19 protein-coding genes are annotated in these 20687 nt (G+C 73.3%); 9 read left to right on the top strand and 10 right to left on the bottom strand.

Annotated features, from left to right (window positions below):
* From RYN42_RS13915 to RYN42_RS13890, 6 genes are all read right to left on the bottom strand, one after another.
* Positions 1–1133 (bottom strand): sensor domain-containing diguanylate cyclase (locus RYN42_RS13915; RefSeq protein WP_315097069.1); only part of this gene is annotated, 1133 nt, incomplete at its 3' end.
* Between the two features lie 126 nt (positions 1134–1259).
* A complete protein-coding gene (locus tag RYN42_RS13910) occupies positions 1260–1475 on the bottom strand; it encodes a hypothetical protein (protein WP_315097068.1) in 216 nt (71 codons plus the stop codon).
* Positions 1476–1531: 56 nt separating this feature from the next.
* Entirely contained in the window at positions 1532–2533 is a 1002-nt protein-coding gene (locus tag RYN42_RS13905; protein WP_315097066.1) for a hypothetical protein, read from the bottom strand.
* An 81-nt stretch (positions 2534–2614) separates the two neighbouring features.
* Positions 2615–4402, bottom strand: coding sequence for an ABC transporter ATP-binding protein (locus RYN42_RS13900; RefSeq protein WP_315097064.1), 1788 nt, complete (start codon positions 4400–4402; stop codon positions 2615–2617).
* Entirely contained in the window at positions 4399–6282 is a 1884-nt protein-coding gene (locus RYN42_RS13895; protein ID WP_315097062.1) for an ATP-binding cassette domain-containing protein, read from the bottom strand. Before RYN42_RS13895 ends, RYN42_RS13900 begins: the two co-directional genes overlap by 4 nt.
* Positions 6283–6363: 81 nt before the next feature.
* Positions 6364–7077 (bottom strand): WYL domain-containing protein, encoded by a 714-nt coding sequence (locus tag RYN42_RS13890; protein WP_315097061.1) that lies wholly within the window; start codon positions 7075–7077, stop codon positions 6364–6366.
* Positions 7078–7141: 64 nt separating this feature from the next.
* Between RYN42_RS13890 and RYN42_RS13885 the strand changes: the two genes are divergently transcribed.
* The 6 genes from RYN42_RS13885 to RYN42_RS13860 all read left to right on the top strand — a co-directional run bounded on the left by RYN42_RS13885 (position 7142) and on the right by RYN42_RS13860 (position 12672).
* Positions 7142–7843: an alpha/beta hydrolase gene (locus RYN42_RS13885; RefSeq protein ID WP_315097059.1), complete on the top strand. Its 702-nt coding sequence runs from the start codon at positions 7142–7144 to the stop codon at positions 7841–7843.
* An 85-nt stretch (positions 7844–7928) separates the two neighbouring features.
* Entirely contained in the window at positions 7929–9608 is a 1680-nt protein-coding gene (locus RYN42_RS13880) for a hypothetical protein (RefSeq protein ID WP_315097058.1), read from the top strand.
* A 96-nt stretch (positions 9609–9704) separates the two neighbouring features.
* Positions 9705–10529 (top strand): DUF4397 domain-containing protein, encoded by an 825-nt coding sequence (locus RYN42_RS13875; RefSeq protein ID WP_315097056.1) that lies wholly within the window; start codon positions 9705–9707, stop codon positions 10527–10529.
* Positions 10530–10536: 7 nt separating this feature from the next.
* Entirely contained in the window at positions 10537–11256 is a 720-nt protein-coding gene (locus tag RYN42_RS13870; RefSeq protein WP_315097055.1) for a class F sortase, read from the top strand.
* 59 nt (positions 11257–11315) lie between these two features.
* A complete protein-coding gene (locus RYN42_RS13865; protein ID WP_315097053.1) occupies positions 11316–11924 on the top strand; it encodes a sigma-70 family RNA polymerase sigma factor in 609 nt (202 codons plus the stop codon).
* On the top strand, positions 11908–12672 hold the full coding sequence (locus RYN42_RS13860; RefSeq protein WP_315097051.1) for an anti-sigma factor: 765 nt from the start codon (positions 11908–11910) through the stop codon (positions 12670–12672). Before RYN42_RS13865 ends, RYN42_RS13860 begins: the two co-directional genes overlap by 17 nt.
* 48 nt (positions 12673–12720) lie before the next feature.
* Here the strand turns inward: RYN42_RS13860 and RYN42_RS13855 are convergent, their stop codons facing one another.
* From RYN42_RS13855 to RYN42_RS13845, 3 genes are all read right to left on the bottom strand, one after another.
* On the bottom strand, positions 12721–13017 hold the full coding sequence (locus tag RYN42_RS13855; RefSeq protein ID WP_315097049.1) for a DUF6458 family protein: 297 nt from the start codon (positions 13015–13017) through the stop codon (positions 12721–12723).
* A gap of 92 nt (positions 13018–13109) precedes the next feature.
* Positions 13110–15161: an alpha/beta fold hydrolase gene (locus tag RYN42_RS13850; RefSeq protein ID WP_315097047.1), complete on the bottom strand. Its 2052-nt coding sequence runs from the start codon at positions 15159–15161 to the stop codon at positions 13110–13112.
* A gap of 206 nt (positions 15162–15367) precedes the next feature.
* Positions 15368–16321, bottom strand: a complete 954-nt coding sequence (locus tag RYN42_RS13845) for a type IV toxin-antitoxin system AbiEi family antitoxin domain-containing protein (RefSeq protein ID WP_315097045.1) — start codon at positions 16319–16321, stop codon at positions 15368–15370.
* 172 nt (positions 16322–16493) lie between these two features.
* Here RYN42_RS13845 and RYN42_RS13840 point away from each other — a divergent pair, with 172 nt between their 5' ends.
* The 3 genes from RYN42_RS13840 (at position 16494) to RYN42_RS13830 (ending at position 18667) form a co-directional block, all read left to right on the top strand.
* On the top strand, positions 16494–17078 hold the full coding sequence (locus RYN42_RS13840; RefSeq protein ID WP_315097043.1) for a DUF6318 family protein: 585 nt from the start codon (positions 16494–16496) through the stop codon (positions 17076–17078).
* 87 nt (positions 17079–17165) lie between these two features.
* The gene (locus RYN42_RS13835) at positions 17166–17795 is read left to right on the top strand and encodes a DUF6318 family protein (RefSeq protein ID WP_315097041.1); all 630 of its coding nucleotides are present in this window, start codon (positions 17166–17168) and stop codon (positions 17793–17795) included.
* Between the two features lie 20 nt (positions 17796–17815).
* On the top strand, positions 17816–18667 hold the full coding sequence (locus RYN42_RS13830) for a hypothetical protein (protein ID WP_315097039.1): 852 nt from the start codon (positions 17816–17818) through the stop codon (positions 18665–18667).
* A 70-nt stretch (positions 18668–18737) separates the two neighbouring features.
* Here the strand turns inward: RYN42_RS13830 and RYN42_RS13825 are convergent, their stop codons facing one another.
* On the bottom strand, positions 18738–20687 hold the full coding sequence (locus RYN42_RS13825; protein WP_399552495.1) for a cytochrome c oxidase assembly protein: 1950 nt from the start codon (positions 20685–20687) through the stop codon (positions 18738–18740).

Here is a 20687-nt window from a genome sequence, read left to right as displayed (position 1 = left end):
GTCCCGGCGACCAGCACCCGCTCGGCGGTGACCGCGGGGTCGGCCGTCGCGGGCACCATCGCGCGCAGCGCCCGGGCGCGAGCCCGCTTCGCCTTGTACTGCGCGGTGTCGGCCTGCCGGAACAGGTGCCGCGCGGACACCGAGCCGGTGACCGCGGTGGAGGCGATGCCGTACGAGATCGCGGCGCCGTGCGGCAGGGGGAACTCGGCGATGGTCGCGGCGACCACGTCGGCCACCTCCGCGCGCCGGCGTCCGACGGTCACCACGCAGAACTCGTCGCCGCCGATGCGCGCGGCGGTGGACCCCGGCAGGGCGTCGGAGGCCCGCCGCAGGACGTCCGCCACGGACCGCAGGAGGTCGTCGCCGGTGTCGTGGCCCAGCTCGTCGTTGACCCGCTTGAGGCCGTCGACGTCGCACATGACGATGCAGGTCTCGAGGCCGGACTCGAGCGCTGCCTCCGCCTCGGCGTCGGCGATCCGGCGGTTGGCCAGCCCGGTCAGCGGGTCGTCCGCCACCAGGTGGCGCACCTGCGCCTCGAGGTCGACGCGGGCGATCGCTCCGGAGACCAGCGCGGCGAGCACCTCGGCGCGCGCGATGTCGTCGACCCGGAACGGGGGACCCGGCCGCAGCCGGACGGCGTAGAGCTGGCCCCAGACACCACCGTTGACCACGAGCGGCGACGCCAGGGCGCTGGCCGCGTCGAACTCACGGAGCGTGTCCACCTCGACCGGGTCGCCGGCGTCGGGGTCGTCGGGCACCGTCGGCTCGTCGTGCACCGTGCGGGCGTGGGCCACCCAGCTGGCGCGGTCGCGGATCAGGGCACGCAGCGCGGGACGCTCGGCGGCGCGCAGCGACGCGCGGGCCAGCCACACGGCCCGCGGGTCCGTGGGGGCGGGCTCGACGAGCACGACGCGGCAGGTGTCCTGGTCGATCCGGCAGAAGGCCACGCGGCTGGCGCCCAGCACCTGCATGCCCGACGCGGTGGCCACCTGCGCGACCTCGTCGACCGACCGGCAGCGGTCCAGCCGGTGCGCGGCGAGCGCGAGCGCGCGCACGCCGACCACGTCCGCGGCGGACCTGCTGTCCGAGCGCGCACCGGGGGCCGTCGTGCCACGACGTGTCACGTCGCCCATCATCGACCCTCGATCGCGCCGGGAGCGACGCAGACGGATGAGAGGTGCGTGAGATCACCCGTCCTGGCGAAGCGGAAGCGGTTACGTGGAGGACGCCGACGTCTGTGCAGGTGGCGCCCCCTCCGCTCAGGCGCTCGCGCGTACGGCGCCGACCACGCGAACCCGGACGTCGACCCCGTCGACCGCGCCCGGCAGGTCGGAGCCCGGGTCCCGGGACATGTTCACCTGCAGCTGGTACCCGTCGGACGACCGGGCGATGCCGATGCCCCGCACGTCCGAGCGCCCCTTCAGCGAGGAACGCAGGTGCTCTTTCGCTGCCCGCGCCTGCTCGAGGTCCGCCATGCTGTCCCGCCTTCCGCCGACCGCGACGGCCGCAGGAGGCGGCGGCCCGACGATCGTCAGACCAGTGTGACCCCTAGGGCGCCCAGAACGGCATCGATGGGGTTGATATAGGTCAACCCGGTGCCATTCTCTCCCCCCGACTCCGAGCCTGCAAAGAGCAGCCCGAGCGCGACGCCGTCCTCGCGGTACACCAGCGAGCCCGAGTCGCCGCCGCGGGAGAACGGACCGGAGCCGGTGGACTCGATCTCGATCTGGTTGTCGAAGCCGATCTCCCCCAGCTCCTCGCCGTAGCCGACCACCACGTCGTCCAGCTCGATCGCGGTCACGTGACCGCGGGTGACCGCGGTGGTGCGGCCGATCTTGGCGACCTTCTCCCCGCCGAGGGCCACGGCCGTGGTGGTGATCCGGCCGACCGGGTACTCCAGGTCCACCTCCTGGTCGTCCAGGAGGGCGATCGCGCAGTCGACCGTGGCGTCGAGACCCTGCTCCAGGTCCACCCGGGCGGCGAGCGCGCCGACGCGGTCCCGCGGAGCTCGTCCGCCGTCGGCCGGACCGGGCTGGACGATCAGGTCACCGACCGCGGCCTGCGGGGTGCCGGACAGCACGTGGTAGTTGGACAGCGCGTGGACCACGCCGTCCTTGTGCACGAACGCGCCGAGCGTGCCCGCGGAGACGTCCACGTGGGCGATGGAGACGCCCGGGCGCAGCGGTCGCACCCGCCCGGTCTGGCCCAGGGCGCGGGCCGTGATCACGGGAGGACGGGGGCGCACCTTGGCCGGGTCGTCACCGTCCGCGAGCGTGCTGATCCGGCCCGTGCGGCGGACGTCCACCCGCGGACCTGCCTCGGCGACGATCTTGCGGGCGATGCTGCGGACCGACGGCAGACCGAGGCGGTACCGGACCGCCAGGGCGTACGACCCGTCCGGCTGAGGAGCGAGACCGATGGACAGGGCGGGGGCGCCCTCGGCGACGTGCGCCGGCCGCACCGCACGCTCGGACAGCTCCCGTGCGAGGTCGACCGCCTGCGCCTTCGTCTTGCGTGCCTCGCCGTGGTCCATGGATCCCCCTGCTGGTCGGTTCGCCCGGTAGGTCCCGGAGCGCTGCCAGTCTGCCGCCCGGCGCCCACACCCGCAGGCGGATCAGCGGTAGGCCGCGGCCTGGATCCCGAACAGCTCGGCGTACAGACCGCCCTGGGACACCAGCTCCTCGTGCGAGCCGGACTCGACGACCCGGTGGTCGGCGACGACAAGGATGAGATCGGCCATGCGGACGGTGGAGAACCGGTGGGAGACCAGCACGGTCACGGCCCCGGTCGTCGCGCCGACCGCCGCGGCGTGGGCGGCGTACCGCTCGTACAGGTCGTGCTCGGCCTGCGCGTCCAGCGCCGACGTCGGCTCGTCCAGCACCACCAGCAGCGGCTGCTCGCGCATCATCGCCCGCCCGAGCGCGAGCTTCTGCCACTGCCCGCCGGACAGCTGGGCGCCGTCCGCGTGGGCGGTGCCCAGCTGCGTGTCGAGCCCGTCGTCCAGGCGCGCCAGGACGTCCGCCGAGTGCGCCCGCTCCAGCGCACCGAGCACGGCCGCGTCGGACCCGATGCGCGGCAGGTCGCCGACGCCGACGTTCTGCCGGGCGAGCAGCTCGAACCGGCAGAAGTCCTGGAAGCCGGCGGCGGTGCGGTCCCGCCAGGCCACCGGGTCGAGGTCGTGCAGGTCGACGCCGTCCACCGTGATCGTGCCGGTGGTGGGGGCGTAGAACCGGCACAACAGCTTGACCAGCGTGGTCTTGCCGGCACCGTTCTCGCCGACGATGGCGACGCTGGTGCCGGCGGGCAGCACCAGGTCGACCGCCTCGAGGACCGGTGTGTCGGTGCCGGGGTAGGTGAACGAGACGCCGTCGAACCGGATGCCGTCCCGCAGCGTCTCGGGGGCGGGCACCCCGGCGCCCTGCACCGTCTGCGCCCGCACCAGCGTGCGCATCCAGGCGAGGTCCGTCATGGTGCGGGCCGACCGCTGCAGCTGCTGGAGGATCGTCACCGCGGCGGTGACCTGCTGGTTGACCTGCGACGCCAGCGTGATCACGAGCACCACGTCACCGACCGTGCGCTGCCCCGAGACCGCGTCCCGCAGGACGAGCAGCGTGGCGGCCACGTAGGCCACCGCGAACGCCAGCTGACCGGCCGCGCGCAGGGCGTCGGCCCGCACCTCGCCCGCCCAGAGCACCGCGGTCGCCGCGTCCCAGGACCGGCCGAGCCGCGCACGGACCTCCTCGCCCAGCCCGCAGGTGCGCAGCTCCTTGGCGGCCGACGCGTCGAGCGCCAGGGTGAACAGGTGCCGCGCGCGGCGGTTGTCGGTGGCGGCCGCCGTGCGCGCGGCACCCAGCACGCTCTCCGCCCGCCGGCCGAGGACGAGGGGCGGCACGGCGGCGAGCGGGAGCAGGAGCAGCCACGGGTTGAGCTGAGCGAGCAGGACGCCCGTGATGAGGAGCGCGACGCCGAGCCCGATCGCGGACAGCAGCGCCTGCATGGACCCCCAGCCGGACCGGTCCAGCTCCGTGCGCAGCACCTGGAGGCGGTCGGCGTACTCCGGGCGCTCGTGGTGCTCGATCCCCGGGGAGTCGTGCGAGAGCCCGATGAGGTCCCGCTCCAGGCGCATGACCGCCTCGTCGCCCAGCTCGAAGTAGAAGATGTGCGCGAAGTGCCCGGCGGTCAGGGCGGCCACCACCGTGGCGGCGACGAGCACCGCGGCCACCGACGCGCGCCGGGTGTCCCCCGCCACCGCGGCGTCGGTCAGCGCCGCGAGCGCGGGGGCGGCCAGCGGCAGCGCCACCGACTGCAGCACCATGAGCACGGCGGACAGGGTGAGCTTGCCCGGGCTGATGCTCCCGGCCAGCCGCAGCAGCGCCCAGCTGCCGTGGATCGTCTGCCTCACGACTCCACCTCGTTCCCGTCGGCGTCCAGTCCTGCGGCGAACCGTTCGGCCTGCAGCCGGAACAGCCGGGCGTAGTGCCCGCCCGCGGCGACGAGCTCGTCGTGCGTGCCCTGCTCGACCACGCGGCCGGCGTCGATGACCACGATCCGGTCCGCTCGCCGCACGCTGGAGAACCGGTGCGAGATCAGCACGGACGTGACGCCCCGCGTGAGCTCGACGAACCGGTCGAAGAACGCGGCCTCCGCACGGACGTCGAGCGCGGAGGTCGGCTCGTCGAGCACCAGCAGCCGTGCGCCCGCCTCGAGCGCGTACAGCGACCGCGCGATCGCGATCCGCTGCCACTGCCCGCCGGACAGGTCCGCGCCGCCCTCGTAGGAGCGGGACAGGGTGGTGTCGAAGCCGGACGGCAGGGCGTCGACCGCGTCGGCGATCCCTGCCCGCTCGGCCGCGCCGCGCAGCACCGCCTGGTCGCGCGGGGCATGCACGGCGCCGACCGCGATGTTGTCGGACGCCGACAGCTCGTACTTCACGAAGTCCTGGAACACCACGCTGACCTGGCGGCGCCACGCGGCCACGTCCAGGTCCGCCAGGTCGGTCCCGTCGACCGTGATGCGCCCGGCGGTGGGCTCGTGCAGGCGGGTGAGCAGCTTGACCAGGGTCGTCTTGCCGGCGCCGTTGACCCCGACGACGGCGGTGCACAGGCCGGCGGGGAGCTCCAGGTCGAGCCCGTCCAGGACGGGCCGGCCGCTGCCGGGGTAGGTGAAGTGCACGCCCTCGAACCGCAGCGCCGACTCGGGGGCCGCGGCGGGGACGGGCAGCCCGGAGCCCGCAGCGGGCAGCCGCGCCTCGGCGTCGGCCATCCGCGCCTCGAACTCGCCCAGCGCCGCGACCGACTGCATGCCGTACTGCGTCTGCACGTCGGACTCGGGGTAGTACTCGCCCAGCGCGATCGCCGCGACGACCGACTGGATGCCGAGCGCCAGGGCGGTGAGCGTGATGTCCCCCGCCGCCGCCGACCGGGCGATCGTCACCAGGACGGCGGACGCGACCACCAGCCCGATCGTCGTGTAGACGAGGTAGGGCACGAGGTAGAGCTGGCGGCGGCGTGCGGCGACCGGGCCCAGCATGCTGCGCGTCGCGTCGCCGTACTGGTCGGTGAACCAGCCCGCGAGCCCGAACACCCGCATCTCCTTGGCGGCGCCGGGGCCCATGGCGACCTCGCGCAGGTAGACCGACCGGCGACGGAAGCCGATCACCTCCTTCCACACCTGCGAGTACCGGCGCAGCCCGCCGCGCTGCCCGTACCGGAACACGAGCGTCGCGGCCAGGATCGCCCCGGCGGCGGCCCAGGACACGACCGCGCCGATCACGGCGGCGAACCCGATCAGCTGCACGTACCGGGCCACGAGGGCGAGCAGCCCCGCGGCGGAGGCGCCCGGGCTGCGGAAGTCGGCCTCGAACTCTCGCGTCGCCTCGGTCAGCGCCTCGAGCGTCGCCTGGTCCTCCATCGGCGCGATGCTCGTCGACCGCAGCGCGACGCGCATGGCCCGGTCGCGCAGGGCGCCGTCGATCCGTCGCTGCACCCGCACCCCGAGGGCGGTCTGCAGCGGCGCCAGCACCTGGCGGGTCAGGAAGAGGACGGCGGCGAGCACGAAGGTGCGCACCAGGTCGCTCCAGGCAGCCGATCCCGTGCCGCCGTCGACCGCCGCCGGGACCTGCCCGACGACCACGCTCGTGGCCAGCACGAACGCCACCGGCAGCAGGCCGAGCAGCAGGTTGAGCGCGGTGAGCCCGACCACCAGACCGGGGCCGGCCGTGGGCAGCAGGCGGACGATGACGCCGCGCGGCACCACGGCGGTGCGGTACCAGGACCGGAGCATGCGTGCTTCCTTCGACCAGCGGGGGTGGGAGCGCGCCCAACCTAGTGCGCGGCTCCGACACGGTGCACCGGGTTTGCCCGGTCAGTCCGAGGGGCGCGACGACACCGGGCGCGCATCCGGCGGCGCGGTGCCGATGTCCGCGACCGGGCGCGGGTCGTACGGCTCCGGCGTCAGGTCCGCACGGACGATCCGTCCGAGGCGGAACCAGCGCAGGCCCTCCCGCGTCTGGCACCACGCCGCGACGTACCAGGTGCCGCCGGTGCGGGCGAGCACGACCGGCTCGATCCGGCGCCGGGTCAGGACGTCGCGCGAGCTCAGGTACTCGATCGCCAGCACCCGACGACGCCCGAGCGACTCCTCGACCCCGCGGAGCACCTGCGGCGCCACGTCGTCCCCGGTGCGGTCCGGCCGGGACCAGACCCGTCCGGCCAGCTCGTCGGCGCGGACGCGGTCGGCCGGGGGCAGCGCATCCAGGACCTTGGCGCGGGCAGCCTCGGCGTCGGCGCCGAACGGGCTGCCCGCGGGCAGGGCACGGACCGCGAGCGCCAGGGCGACCGCCTGCGCCGGCGTGAAGTTCACGGGCGGCAGGCCGACGGAGGCGTCGAGCACGTAGCCGCCGCCCAGCCCTGCCTGCGCGACGACCGGCAGGCCCGCCTGCTGCAGCGCCGAGACGTCCCGCTTCACCGTCCGCGCCGACACCTCGAACAGCAGAGCCAGCCGCGTGCTCGTGGTGCCGGCGTGCCCGACGCGGCGCAGCTCCTCCGCGAGCGCGTACAGGCGGTCGGTGCGGTTCATGGTTCCAGCATGGTGACACAAAGGTGACATCCCGTTGTCACCGGACCGGGTTCAACCTGGATCCATGACCACTTCATTGATCCTCGTCCCCGGTTTCTGGCTCGGCGGCTGGGCGTGGGACGACGTCGTCGCCGCACTGCCCGACGACCTCGACGTCCACACACCGACCCTTCCCGGCGTGGAGCCCGCCGCGGCCCGCGGCGGCATCACCCGCGAGGACCACGTCCGCGCCGTCACCGACCTCGTCGACGGCCTGGGCGGTGATGTCGTCCTGGTCGGCCACAGCGGCGGGGGCGCGCTCGTCGGCGAGGTCGTCGACCGGCGACCGCACCGCGTACGGCGCGTGATCTACGTGGACTCCGGCCCGCTCGTGGAGGGGGCGGCCATCGACGCCTCCACCACCGAGCAGGTCGAGGTGCCGCTGCCCAGCTGGGAGGAGTTCGCGGCGCAGGGTTCGAGCATCGAGGGGATCGACGACGAGAGGCTCGCGGAGTTCCGGCGCCGCGCCGTGCCCCATCCCGTCCAGGTGGTGCGCGGTGCGGTGCACGTGAGCGACCCGCGCCGGTTCGACGTGCCGGCGACCGTGATCTGCACCAGCATCCCGGCGGAGCAGCTCAAGACCATGGCGAACGGGGGCCCGCCGTTCCACACCGAGCTCGGCGAGATCCACGACCTCACCTGGGTGGACCTGCCGACGGGCCACTGGCCGATGTTCTCGCGGCCGACCGACCTCGCCGCAGCCCTCGCGGAGGCCGCCCGCGGGTGACTTGACACGGTTTGTCCCACCGGAGGACGGTGGACGGCGCGGATGTCGCCGTCCACCGTCGGCGTCCTCGGGTGGGGTGAGGAACATGGGCGTCGACGCAGCCGCCTCGGTCCGTCGGATCGTCACAGTCGTCGTGAGCGCGTGGGCGCTGGTCGCCCTCACGGTGCTCGGTGCCCCACCGGCTACGGCGGCCGGACCGGCGACCACCCTGTCGGTCAGGGCACCGGCCACCGCCACCGCCGGCGTGCCGTTCACCGTCACCGTGACCGCCAAGGACTCCACCGGCCAGGTCGCCATCGGCTACCGCGGCCGGGTCGTCCTCACCAGCGACGACCCCCGCACGCCCACCGTGCACAGCGGCTACACCTTCACCGCCACCGACAACGGCACCCACACCTTCACGGCCACCCTGCGCACCGCCGGCACCCGCGTCCTGACCGCCACCGACGGCACCCGCTCCGGCACCACACGGGTCACCGTGGCCGCCGCGACCGCCGCCCGGTTCGCCGTCACCGCCCCCACCACCGCCCAGGCCGGCCAACCGTTCACCGTCCAGGTCATCGCCAAGGACCGCTGGTTCAACTACTCCCGCACCTACCGCGGCACCGTCACGTTCACCAGCACCGACCCCGCCGCCACCCTGCCCGCCCCCTACACGTTCACCGCCACAGACAACGGCGTCCACACCTTCCCCGGGGTCGTCCTGCGCAGCTCCGGACCCCGCACGCTGACTGCCACCGACACCGCGATCACCGGCACGCTGACCGTCACGGTCGCCAGCACGGCCGGCGTCTACACCTGGGGTGAAGGTGGCCAGGGCCTGCCCGGCGACGGCACGACCTCCGACCGCTCGACGCCCGTGCGGGTGCTGACCGGCTCGTGGGCCGACGTCGAGACCAGCACATGGACGAACGTCGCCATCCGGGCCGACCGCACCCTGTGGGGCTGGGGGGCCAACGGCTGGGGCCAGGTCGGCGTGGGAGCAGGCATGCCGACCACCCTGCCGCGCCAGGTCGGCACCCGGGCCGACTGGGCGTCCGCGTCGGCCGGCTACCAGCACACGCTCGGGACCCGGACCAACGGCAGCCTGTGGGCCTGGGGAGACGACGAGTACGCCGCGCTCGGCGACGGGCCGTCACCGGGTCCGGAGCCCGGCCTGCAGTACACCCCTGTCAAGGTGGGGACCGATCTCACCTGGGCGTCGGTGTCCGCCGGCCTCTTCCACTCCGTCGGCGTGAAGACCGACGGAACGCTCTGGGGCTGGGGCGCCAACGATCCCGGACCATTCGGGGACCCGTCCGGCGGCACCCACAACGTGCCTTTCCGCGTGGGAACCGACGCCGACTGGACGGTGGTGTCCTCGGGTGGCGACGACCACACCGTCGCGCTGAAGACGGACGGCTCCCTGTGGATGCTCACCGACCGACCTACGCAGGTCGGCGCCGGCTCCACGTGGGTGGCCATCGACGCGGGGCGCTCGTTCGACGTGGCGATCCGGAGCGATGGAACTCTCTGGTCGTTCGGCGTCTTCGCCCCGCTCACCCAGGTGGGCACGGCAGCCGGTTGGGTCCAGGCCTCGGCGGGTGGCGGCCACGGCGTGGCGCTGCGGGCCGACGGGACTCTGTGGGCGTGGGGTGCCAACGCGCGCGGGCAGCTCGGCGACGGTACGACGACCAGTCGGCCGACGCCGGTCCAGGTGGGCCTCGGGACGCAGTGGGTGGACGCCGCCGCGGGGTTCGAGCACAGCATCGCCATCGCGAAGTGATGAGGGTGCATCCAAGAACGGGACTGGGTCCGAAGAGGGGGTGTCAGCACATCGGCAGCCCGGCTCTCCCGGGCCAGTCCCCGAAGGACCACCACCATGCGCGCTCGACTCGTCTCCGGCATCGCCGCCGGAACCCTCGCCCTCGTCACGCTCGCCGCGGTCCCCGCCTCGGCAGCCGACCCCGCCAAGCTCTCCGTCCTGCACGGCGTCCCCGGCCTCACCGTCGACGTCTGGGTCAACGGCGAGCGCACCCTCGACGACTTCACGCCCGGCACGCTCGCCGGCCCGCTGGACCTGCCCGCCGGCACGTACACGGTCGCCATCACGGCCGCCGACGCCGCCGACGCCAGCGCGCCGGCCATCGGCCCGGTCGACCTCGCGCTGGAGGCCGGCAAGAACTACACCGCCGTCGCGCACCTCGACGCCGCGGCCGCGCCGACCGCCACCCTGTTCACCAACGACATCTCCACCACCGCCGCGGGCGAGGGCCGGCTCACGGTCCGCCACGTCGCCGCCGCACCTGGCGTGGACGTCCTCGCCGGCACCTCCCCGGTCATCACCAACCTGACCAACCCGAACGAGCAGGTGCTCAACCTGCCCGCCGGCACGGTCTCGGCCAGCGTGACCGCTACGGGGACCACCACGCCGGCGCTGCTCGGTCCGGCCGACGTGCCGGTCGTCGAGGGCACCAGCACGATCGTCTACGCCTGGGGCAACGCGACCGCGTCGCCGTCGACCCTGGCGCTCGCCACGCAGACCATCACCGGCCTGCACAGCAACCCGTCCGCGGTCGACGCCGGCCAGGTCGGCCTCGTCTCCGACGGTGGGTCGTCCGCCTGGACCTTCGCGATCGCCGGCCTGGTCGTCGCCGGCCTCGTCGGTCTCGGGTTCGCCCGTCGCCCCGCCACCCAGCGCGGCTGATCACCTCATGACCGGCACACCGCAGCCCGAGCAGGCCGTCGCGCCCGCCCGGGCTGCGGTGCGCCGTTGTACGGCACGCGTGCTCGCGACCGCGGTCGCCCTCGGCACGGTCCTCGGTTCGCTGACCGCGTGCACCGGTCCGGAATCCTCCTCCGGGCCGGAGGTCGCGGCGTCGCCGTCCCCCACGACGACGCCGCGGCCGACCCCCACCGCCCCCGCCGGCCCCCAGGTCCCGGTGGTCGACGCCGCTCTCGGCGCCGCGCCCGTCGTCGCGACACCGCCGCCCGTCCGGCTCGCCGTGCCCGACGTGGGGATCGACATGGCCGTGGACCCGGTCGGGGTGCAGGACGACGGCGCGATGGAGATCCCGCAGGACGCCGACCGCGCCGGCTGGTACCGCTTCGGTCCCGCGCCGGCCGACCCCGCCGGGGCGACCGTCGTCGCGGCGCACGTGGACTCCGTGCAGACGGGGATCGGCCAGTTCGCCAAGCTGCTCGAGGTGGCCGTCGGCGCGGGGGTCACGGTGACCACGGCGGACGGCGTCGTGCGCGAGTACCGCGTCGTCTCCGTCGAGAAGGTCCCGAAGGACGGTGCGCCCGTGGACCAGTGGTTCGACCGGTCGGGTGCGCCACGGCTCGTGCTCGTGACCTGCGGTGGCACGTTCCGCCGCGACATCGGGCACTATACGGACAACGTCGTCGTGACCGCCGAGCCGATCGGTGGCTGACGATGACTACGCTGCTGTGCGCTCCCGTCCTCCGGGAGCCCATCAGGGAGGAGCCGTCCGTGAGCGCACCCGGGACCGGGTCCGCTGATGCGGCGCGCCCTGGGCACCGGCTCGACCCGGACGGCGAGGGCGTCGAGGAGCTCGGTGCCGCCTTCGTGCGGGGCGACGAGGCCGCGATCGCCGAGGCCTACCGACGCTGGTCCGCGCTCGTGCACACGGTCGCGCTCCGCTCGCTGGGCAGCGCCACGGACGCGGAGGACGTGACGCAGCAGGTGTTCGTCGAGGCGTGGCGCAGCCGGCACCGGTTCGACCCCGACAAGTCCCGGCTCCCCGCCTGGCTGCTGGGCATCACCCGGCACGTCGTCGCGGACACGCACGAGAAGCGCTCGCGGGACCGCAGGCTCCGGGACAAGTCGGTGGCCGGCGCCTCGGACCTGCCCGTGCCGTCCGTCGACGGCCGCGTGGTGGACCGCGTCGTGGTGGCCGACGAGCTGGACCGGCTCGGGGACCCGCAGCGCACCATCCTGCGGCTGGCGTTCTTCGACGACCTCACGCACGACCAGATCGCGAACCGGCTCGACCTGCCGCTCGGCACGGTGAAGAGCCACGTCCGACGCAGCCTCGCCCGGCTGCGGACCCGATGGGAGGTGGATGGTGCCGTTCGATGAGTCCCACGTGGACGACGACGTGCTCGCGCTCCTCGCCCTCGGCGAGCCTGCGGGCTCGATCTCGGACCTCGCGCACATCGAGGAGTGCGAGCGGTGCACCGACGAGCTCGACTCCCTGCGTGACGTGGTCGGGCTGGCCCGCACCGGCGCCGCCGACGGTCCGCTCGTCGCACCCGCGCCGCACGTCTGGGAGCGGATCGCCGACGACCTCGCACTGACGCCCGCGACGCGCGCCCTGGCCACCGGCGTCGACGTCCAGGATCGCGCGCCCGAGCCGTCGGCCACCGTCGTGTCCCTCGACTCCCGCCGGAAGCGCCCCACAGCGTGGGGCTGGATCGCCGGCGCCGCGGCCGCGGGGCTGGTCGTCGGCGGCGGTGGCGCCTGGTGGGTGGCCAACCAGCCCGACCCGGTGACCGTGCAGGCGACCGCCGTGCTCGAGCCCCTGCCGGGCTGGGACGCGTCCGGGTCCGCCGTCGTCGAGACGAGGTCGGACGGGACCCGCGTGCTGGTGGTGGACCTGGCCAAGGAGACGCCGTCGGAGGACGGGTTCCGTGAGGTCTGGCTGCTCAAGCCCGACGTCAGCGGGCTGGTCAGCCTCGGCACCCTGGAGGGCACGTCGGGCCGGTTCGACCTGCCGGCAGGCCTGGACCTGAGCCAGTTCTCCGTGGTGGATGTCTCCGAGGAGCAGTTCGACGGCGACCCCGCGCACTCCGGCGACTCGATCGTGCGCGGTCCGCTGGAGGCATGAGAAACGCCCCCTCCCGAGAGAGGGGGCGTTCTCGTCGTGCGCGTGCCGTCAGACGGCCGGCGGGGCCGGCGGCGGCTGCTGCTGGTAGGTCTGCTGCACCGGCGCGGCCGGCGGGGCTGCCTGGGCGGGCGGCGCGTTCGGCGTGGTGCGCTGCTCGACGACGGCAGTGTGGGACGTGTTGCTGCGCTGGTTGTTGAGCACGATCGCCAGGATCAGTGCGATGACACCGGCGGCCATGCAGATGTACCCGATCACCGTCAGGTTGACTCCCTCGACAGCGTCGCTGACGCCGAACGAGAGGATCGCTCCGATGACGATGAGGGCGATTCCGCCTCCGATACCCATGTCAGTCCTTCCGTCGAGCCGCGCGGTTGTCGCCCGGCCTCAACCGGTGAGTCTGGCGCCGACCGGGCAACCCCGCACGTCGAGAGCAGGCCTCACCCGAGGATCTGCGGATAGTCACCCGATCGGTCCAGGACGTGCTCGGCCAGGAACGCCTCCACCACCTGGTACCAGACGATCGCGTGCTGCGGGCTGAGCACCCAGTGGTTCTCGTCCGGGAAGTAGAGGAACCGGTGGGGTGTCTTCCCCTCCTCGTCGGCGGGCAGACCGCTCTTGGCCAGCAGCTCGTACCAGAGGCGCAGACCCTCCCCGACGGGCACGCGGTAGTCCTTGTCGCCGTGCACCACGAGCATGGGGGTGACGATCTTGTCGACGAACCGGTGCGGCGAGTTCTCGAGCGCCATCTCCTCGGTCATCTCCCGTTCCCAGTAGTAGGCCGCGTCGGTCGTCGGCCCGAACTGGTCCAGCGCCCACAGGCTCGCGTGCGTGACGATCGCGCGGAACCGGTCCGTGTGGCCGGCCACCCAGTTGGCCATGTAGCCGCCGAACGAGCCGCCCATCGCGGCCGTGCGGGTCTCGTCGATGTCGTCGCGCGCCTCGGCGGCGTCGGTGACGGCCAGCAGGTCGGTGTACGGAGCACCGCCCCAGGCGCCCCAGCCCCGCTGGATGAACTCCTGCCCGTAGCCGGTGGACAACGCCGGGTCCGGCAGCAGCACCGCGTACCCGCGCGCGACGAGGATCCACGGGTTCCACCGCCACGACCAGGCGTTCCACGAGCCCAGCGGACCGCCGTGGATCCAGAGCAGCAGCGGAGCCTTCTCGCTCGTCTCCGGCAGCGCCAGCCACGCCCGGACGCGCCGGCCGTCCGCGGTCGTCGTCTCGACCTCGGTCAGCGTGCCGGGCAGCTCGGGAGTGGCCGCGGGACTGGGCAGGGGTGTGGTCGCACCCGTCTCCAGGTCGATCCGCACCGGGTGCGACGGCGCCTGGTACGACGTCCGCAGGGCGTACGCGACCCGCCCGTCCGGGCTGACCGACAGGTCGGTGAACGTGGCGTCGTCGCTGGTCACACGCGTGACCTGGTCCTGCTCGAGGTCGATCCGGAACACCGGTCCCCGGCCGTCCTCGTCGGCCAGCACCAGCAGGCCCGCGCTGTCCGGCGTCCACACCGGGTCGTGCCCCCACCGGTCCCAGTACTCGACGAGCGTCCGGGGCTGCCCGCCGTCGAGCGACACGACCTGCAGTGTGACCCGCGGCGCCTGGTGCGGCGTCGACAGCGACTCCCGCGAGAACACCACCCACCGACCGTCCGGCGAGATCACCGGCGACCAGACGTCGGCCCCCGCGTCGTCCACCAGCACCCGGTGCTCACCGGAGGCCACGTCGACCGCGACGAGCCGGCTGCGCTGCTCGCCGCGAGCGAGCGGCACGTTCCAGCCGGTGACCACGGTGCGACCGTCGGGGCTGATCGCCGCAGCCTGCTCCACGAGCGCCGACCGCGCGCCCGGCGTCAGGTCCGTCAGGGTCAGCCGGGGGTCCTTGGCGCCGGCCAGGGGCGCGACGACGTCGGTCCCCACCTGCGCGACGAACAGGTGGGGCGACTCCGGCCCCAGGTCGTGGTCCCAGTACCGCACCGGGTAGCCGTCGTGCAGGATCGCCTGCACCTTCTTCTCCTTGCGCGCCTTGCGCAGCTGCTCGTCCGTCTCGGCACTGGTGGCGCTCGGCAGGACGTCCGAGCCGACCAGCAGCACGTCCGCGTCCCTGGCCACGTGGACCCCGCCCAGACCCGCCGCCCGGTCCGCGACGACGCGCGCCTCCGCACCGTCCCTGGGCATCAGCCACAGGGCCGGCACCGGCTCGTCCTCGTCGTCCGCCTTCTTGTCCGGGTCCGGCCGTGCGCTGGTGAACAGGAGGTCACCGCCGGGCGTGAACGCGGCGCTCGACTCCCCCTTCGCGCTCCGCGTGAGCCGCCGCGCGGGCTTGGCAGCCGTCGGGTCGACCTCCCACAGCGCGGTGACGAACTTGGTCGCCTTGTCGTCGAGGGTCGCGACGCTGGTCACCAGCCGCGTCCCGTCCGGCGAGAGCACCAGCCCGCTGAGCCGCGGGACTGCGACGTACTGGTCGAGATCATGAAAGGGCGTCGAGGTCATGCGCTCCGTCCTACCACCCCACGGGCCGCCACGTCCGCCCGGGCCGTTGGTCGGCCGGGTTGCCCCGGCGACGAGAACAACCTGGGTGACGTTCTGCACCCTCTGAACGTCACTGGAGTTGTTCTCGACGAGCCCACATCCGCCCGCCGCGGACGCCCCGGCGACGAGAACAACGTGAGTGGCGTTCTGGACTACGTGAACGTCACTCAGGTTGTTCTCGACCCAGCGTCGATGGCTTCGCGGATGGCAGCAGGGATCGTCGTGCCTGCCGCGATGTCCGTTGCCGTGAAGCGCAGGACGCGGGCCGCTCCCCAGGTAACCAGGGCGTTCTGCCGTCGTCGGTCGTGCAGGAGCGCCTCGGGTGTCTCGTGGAACTCGCGGCCGTCGATCTCAGCAATCAGCCAGCCGCCGTTTCTCAGCCGCCACCCGAGGTCACCGCGCCCCAGGAAGTGGCCGTCCGGTGAGCGGATCTCGACCTGCAGCTGGTCCGGCGGGAGCCCTGCATCGACGCACTGCAGCCGCGCGAACGTCTCGAGAGGCGACTCCGCGCGCGCGTCCACCCGGTCGAACACGCGGGCGCCGAGCACGCCGGTCCCACGCCGGCCCTGAAGCCGGCGGCGGACTTCCTCGACTCCCTCGGGCGTGAGGATCTTGCGCCGGAGGCAGTCGTCGAGGACGGCGACGGCGTTCGCACGAGGTAGCTCCGGGAGCGCCTGGACGAGTGCCGAGCCGACCGACACGATGCCGTGCGCCCCTGACGTGCTGCCGACGGGGTCGCGGACCTGCCGCACACGGATCCCGTCCCGAGGGCGGCCGAACCGCCCGCCCGGGAGCGCCACCTCCGGGACAATGCGGAGCGGCAACCCGGAGACGCCGAGCAGCGCGAGCGCACACGACCCGACAGCGATCGACCCGGGGCCGTAGGCGAGCAGCCCGATCCATGCCGCGCGGCGTCGTCGGTGGTCAGCGTCGCGCCGCAGTGCGCCCGGCGCGACGTCGTAGACGCCGTGGGTCACGCGCTGCAGCGCACCGGCGTCCACCAGGCGGCGCCGCCGGTGCGCGCCGACGTCCGCTGCGTCGAGCTGTGACGCCGCCAGCAGACCTCCCTGTCGGCTCGCGAGCGAGATCAGCGTCGCGGGTATGGGTCGAGGAGCTCGCACCTGCGCCACCCCAGCCGACGCACGGGCGGGCTGAACTCGTGGGCGGATGACCGGTGCCATTTGCGCACGTGATCGGGCGCTGTGGGCGGCTCACCCGAGCCGAACATCCGGTTGTCCACAGATGCACGGGGATCCGTCAGGGGTGATGTCCGCTCTCGGTACGTTCCCCCGCATGTCTCCCCTCACCAGCTCCCGTGGCCCTCTCCGACTCGTCGCTCTTCTGACCGCGCTCGTCCTGCTGGCGGGGTGCACCGGTGGTCCTCCGTCGGACATAGGGGCCCCGGCTCGGCCCACGGCCACAAGTGCGCCGATCGATGACGGCGTACCGGATGCACCGGAGACCTTGACGGAGCCGCCGAGTTCGATCGGCGCAGTGGACGTGGCGACCTACTTCATGGAGATGTACCCCCACGTCCTCGCCACGGGGGACGTGGACGAGTGGCAACGGCTGTCGGCGGTCGACTGCGTCTTCTGTCACGCCGTCGTCGCCGACCTCGACGCACTTGCCGACCAGGGCCATCACCGCGAGGGCGGAGCTGTCACGGTGGGGTACTCCGTGGTGTCCGCAGGGGCCGAGGCCGGCTCCTACAGCGTCGGTCTCTCGATGAATGAGGCGCCGGCACGGGTCGTCGACAGCCACGGCGAGGCGATCGGCGACTGGACTGAGCCACAGTCCTACGTGGCGAGCGTCCTCCTGGTCCACGACGGAGCCTCGTGGGCCATCCAGGCGGTCGAGCCGGCGCCGGCCGATGGGTGACCAGTGAGACAACCGCGGTCACACCCTTGTCCACAGATTCGCGGAAGGTCGTGACGCGTGGTGTCCGGTTTCGGTACGTTCGCCCGCATGCCCTGGCTGACGAGCTCTCGCGATCGTGTCCGGCTCGTCGCGCCTGTGACTGCGTTGATCCTGCTGGCGGGGTGCACCGGCGGTCCGCCGACCGCGCCGGAGTCCTCGACGCCGCCGCCGATCGAGAGCACCCCGAGCCCCACGCCCACACCTACGCCGACGGTCCCGCCATCCGTGGACGTGACCGTGAAGCCCGAGCGGCCGGCTGCCCTGGATGAGCCCCCGAGCGTCGACGGTGCTGTCGCGGTGGCGGAGTACTTCGCCCTGCTCTACCCCTACGTCTACGCGACGGGTGAACTCGCTGAGTGGCGAGCGCTCAGTGATCCGGACTGCAACTTCTGCGCAAGCGTCGACTCCAACGTGGTAGCGATGTTCGCCAATGGGCGTCGCAGCGCGGGTGGCTCCATATCCGTGGTCGAAGCGACCGGCGAGGAGATCAATCCAGGGGCCTCGTACACCGCACAACTAGCGACAGTCCAGCAGCCGTCGTCCACGGTCAACGCCGACGGAACCGTCTTTGAGTCGTTTCCCGATACGACGCGCACCAGGTGGTCGATGGTTGTCCACTGGCGGAACGAAGCGTGGACCATCCGAGGGGTCGACGCGACGGACGAGCCCGCATCATGAAGGCGCGCGTAGGAGCGATCGTGACGGTCTGCATGTTCGTCTGCCTCACAGTTGCCGCACCCGCTCGTGCACTCAAACCCGGTGCAGAGGCGAAGGACGACTACATCGGACTCAGCGCCTTCGACGGTGAGCAAGGTCTGCGCTCCTACACCCGGGCCAACACCCCGGCCGCCATCCAGCTGTTCCAGCTGCGCCGCGCCGCCCTGTGCAACGTGACCTCCGGCACGCTCGAGGCCGACATCGGCGGCGCGTGTGCCCCGCCGGACGGCTCGGTGGTGCCCAGCTGCGACGGCGAGGAACCGGTCCAGCCCCTCTGGCGTCGCGACCGTGCGACGCCCGACACCCCATGGGAACCGTGGCGGATGGTCGTCGGCTGGGCGTGCCCGGACGACCTGCTGCCCACGATGACGGCCGAGGACTTCCGGCAGCTGCCCATCGCGCCGCCGGGGATCCAGATGCAACCTGACCGCGGCTGGGTGCTGGTCAACAAGGAGACGATCGTCCTCACGGATCCCGCGGAGCAGGCGTTCCGCACGGACCTGTTCGGGTACGGGGTCGACGTGGTCGCCACCCCGGAGCGCTGGACGTGGGACTTCGGCGACGGGACCCGTGACCTGTCCACCGACAGCCCGGGACACCCGTACCCCGACTTCGACGTCTTCCACGTGTACGCCGAGCCGGACACCGCGGTCATCACGCTGACCACCACCTGGTCGGGCCGCTACCGCGTCGACGGGGACGCCACCTGGCGCGAGGTTGTCGGGACCGCCGAGACGACGAGCACGTCGCCGGCGTTCGAGATCGTCGAGCGGCGATCGCACCTGGTCTCGGCGGACTGCAACGAGGACCCCGACCAACCAGGCTGCGGCTGACCAAGGCCAGGGGGCCAGGGTCCAAAGGGCCAAAGGGCCAAAAGGGCCAAGAGGCCAGGAGGCCGGCGCGTCAGCGCGGGGGGTCAGACGGTCCGCGGTCGCGGTCGGCCAGGCCCGCGAGCATCGCGTTGTACTCGTCCATCTCCACGTCGCCGTCGCGGTCGACTCGGCGGTCGCGGCGGCGGGCGGTGCGGTCGTCGTCGCGCGACCAGGCCAGGGCCACACCGATGGCCAGCGCCAGCGTCGGGAGCTCGCCGATGCCCCAGGTGATCGCGCCGCCGAGCTGCTGGTCGGCGATCGCTGACCCGCCCCAGGGCCGGCCCATGAGCCCGAACCAGTCGGCGACCAGCAGCACGTCGCCGCTGACCAGGGTCACCCCGAAGAACGCGTGGAACACCATCGTCGCGAACAGCAGCAGCAGTCGCTGGGGGTAGGCGAGCCGGCGCGGACCGGGGTCGATCCCGACCAGGGCGTTCACGAACAGGTACCCGGCGGCGGTGAAGTGCACGACCATCGCCAGGTGCCCGACGGGGCTGCGCAGCGACCACTCGAACAGGCCGGAGTAGTAGAAGAGCAGCATCGACCCGATGAAGTTCACGGCGGCGACGACGGGGTGCGCGAGGACGTGGCCGACGTGGCTGTCGACGAGCGTGAGGATCCACTCGCGCGGGCCGCGGGAGTCGTCGTCGCGGAGCTGGGTGGCGCGGACGGGCAGGGCGCGCAGGGCCAGGGTGATGGGTGCGGACAGGGCGAGGAACACGGGGACGACCATCGCGAGCACCATGTGCTGGACCATGTGCGCGCTGAACAGGACGTGCCCGTACAGCGCCGGTCCGCCGTTGGTGGCCCAGAAGAACAGCAGCATGCCGACGGTCCAGGACGCGGTCCGTGCCCAGGACCACGAGTCGCCCCGGCGCCGCAGCCGCAGGACCCAGCGCCAGTACACGACGAGGCCGGCGACGGCGGCGGACGCGAGGACGAGGTCCCACCGCCACTCGCTGAGCCAGCGGACGCCGGAGAGCTCGGCGGGCAGCGGGTGCCCGGTGAGCTGGTAGGCCGGGGACTGGTCGAGCGGGGGCTCCTCGGACACCGGCGGCGCGGTCTCGCCGAGCGCGACGGCGACCCCGGACACGGCCCCCATGACGGTGAGCTCGACCAGCACGAGCCGCCAGAACAGCCAGTCGCTGGTGCGGGTCGCCAGCCGCGGCAGGACGGAGCGCCGGTGCGCCAGGCCGAGCAGGCCGAGGACCCCGAACAGCGCCGCCTTGGCCAGCAGGAGGATGCCGTAGGAGGTGGTCAGGTCCTCCCACCCTCCGGTGCGCAGCAACCCGTTGACCAGGCCGGACACGGCGACAGCGACGAGGCACCAGCCGGCGATGACGGAGTACCGCGCCACGGACGCCGGCAGGTCGGTGCCCACGCGCCGGACCAGCAGGGCGAGCGCGGCGAGCGCACCGATCCAGATCGCCGCGCCGACCAGGTGGACCACCATCGACGACGTCGCGATGTCGTGCCCGGCGGCGCCGGCGGCGTGCCCGAGCTGGGCCTGCTGCCACAGTGCGACGAGCACGAGCGCGGCGGTCCACCCGGCTCCGGTGGGCGTGGTGACCACGAGTGCGAGCGCGGTGACGACGGCGGCGACCGCCGTGACCAGCAGGAGCGTGCGGCCCATGTCGATCTGCGTGACGAACACGCCCAGCTCCGCACCGAACGAGGCGGAGTCGAGCGGACGGCCGGCGACGTTGGCGTAGGTGAGCACCAGGTGCACGATCGACAGGATCGTCCAGGCGCCGGCCGCGAACCCGGCCAGGAGCGTGCTGCGCGGGTACGCCCGCCCGTCGACGGTGCCGACGCCGGCCCGGGCTGTGCGCGTCGACGCCACCGCGGCCCGGCGGGGCAGCACGCACACCGCGAGGACCAGCGCACCGAGCGTGACCGAACCTGCGAGCTCGGTGAGCGTCTCCGTGGCGGGCAGCCCCCAGCGGACCGCCGCACCCGGGTCGCGCAGGAGGGCCGGCAG

The sequence above is a fragment of the uncultured Cellulomonas sp. genome (genome assembly GCF_963527515.1).
Classification (GTDB): Bacteria; Actinomycetota; Actinomycetes; order Actinomycetales; family Cellulomonadaceae; genus Cellulomonas.
This window is presented reverse-complemented; position numbering and strand designations above follow the sequence as displayed.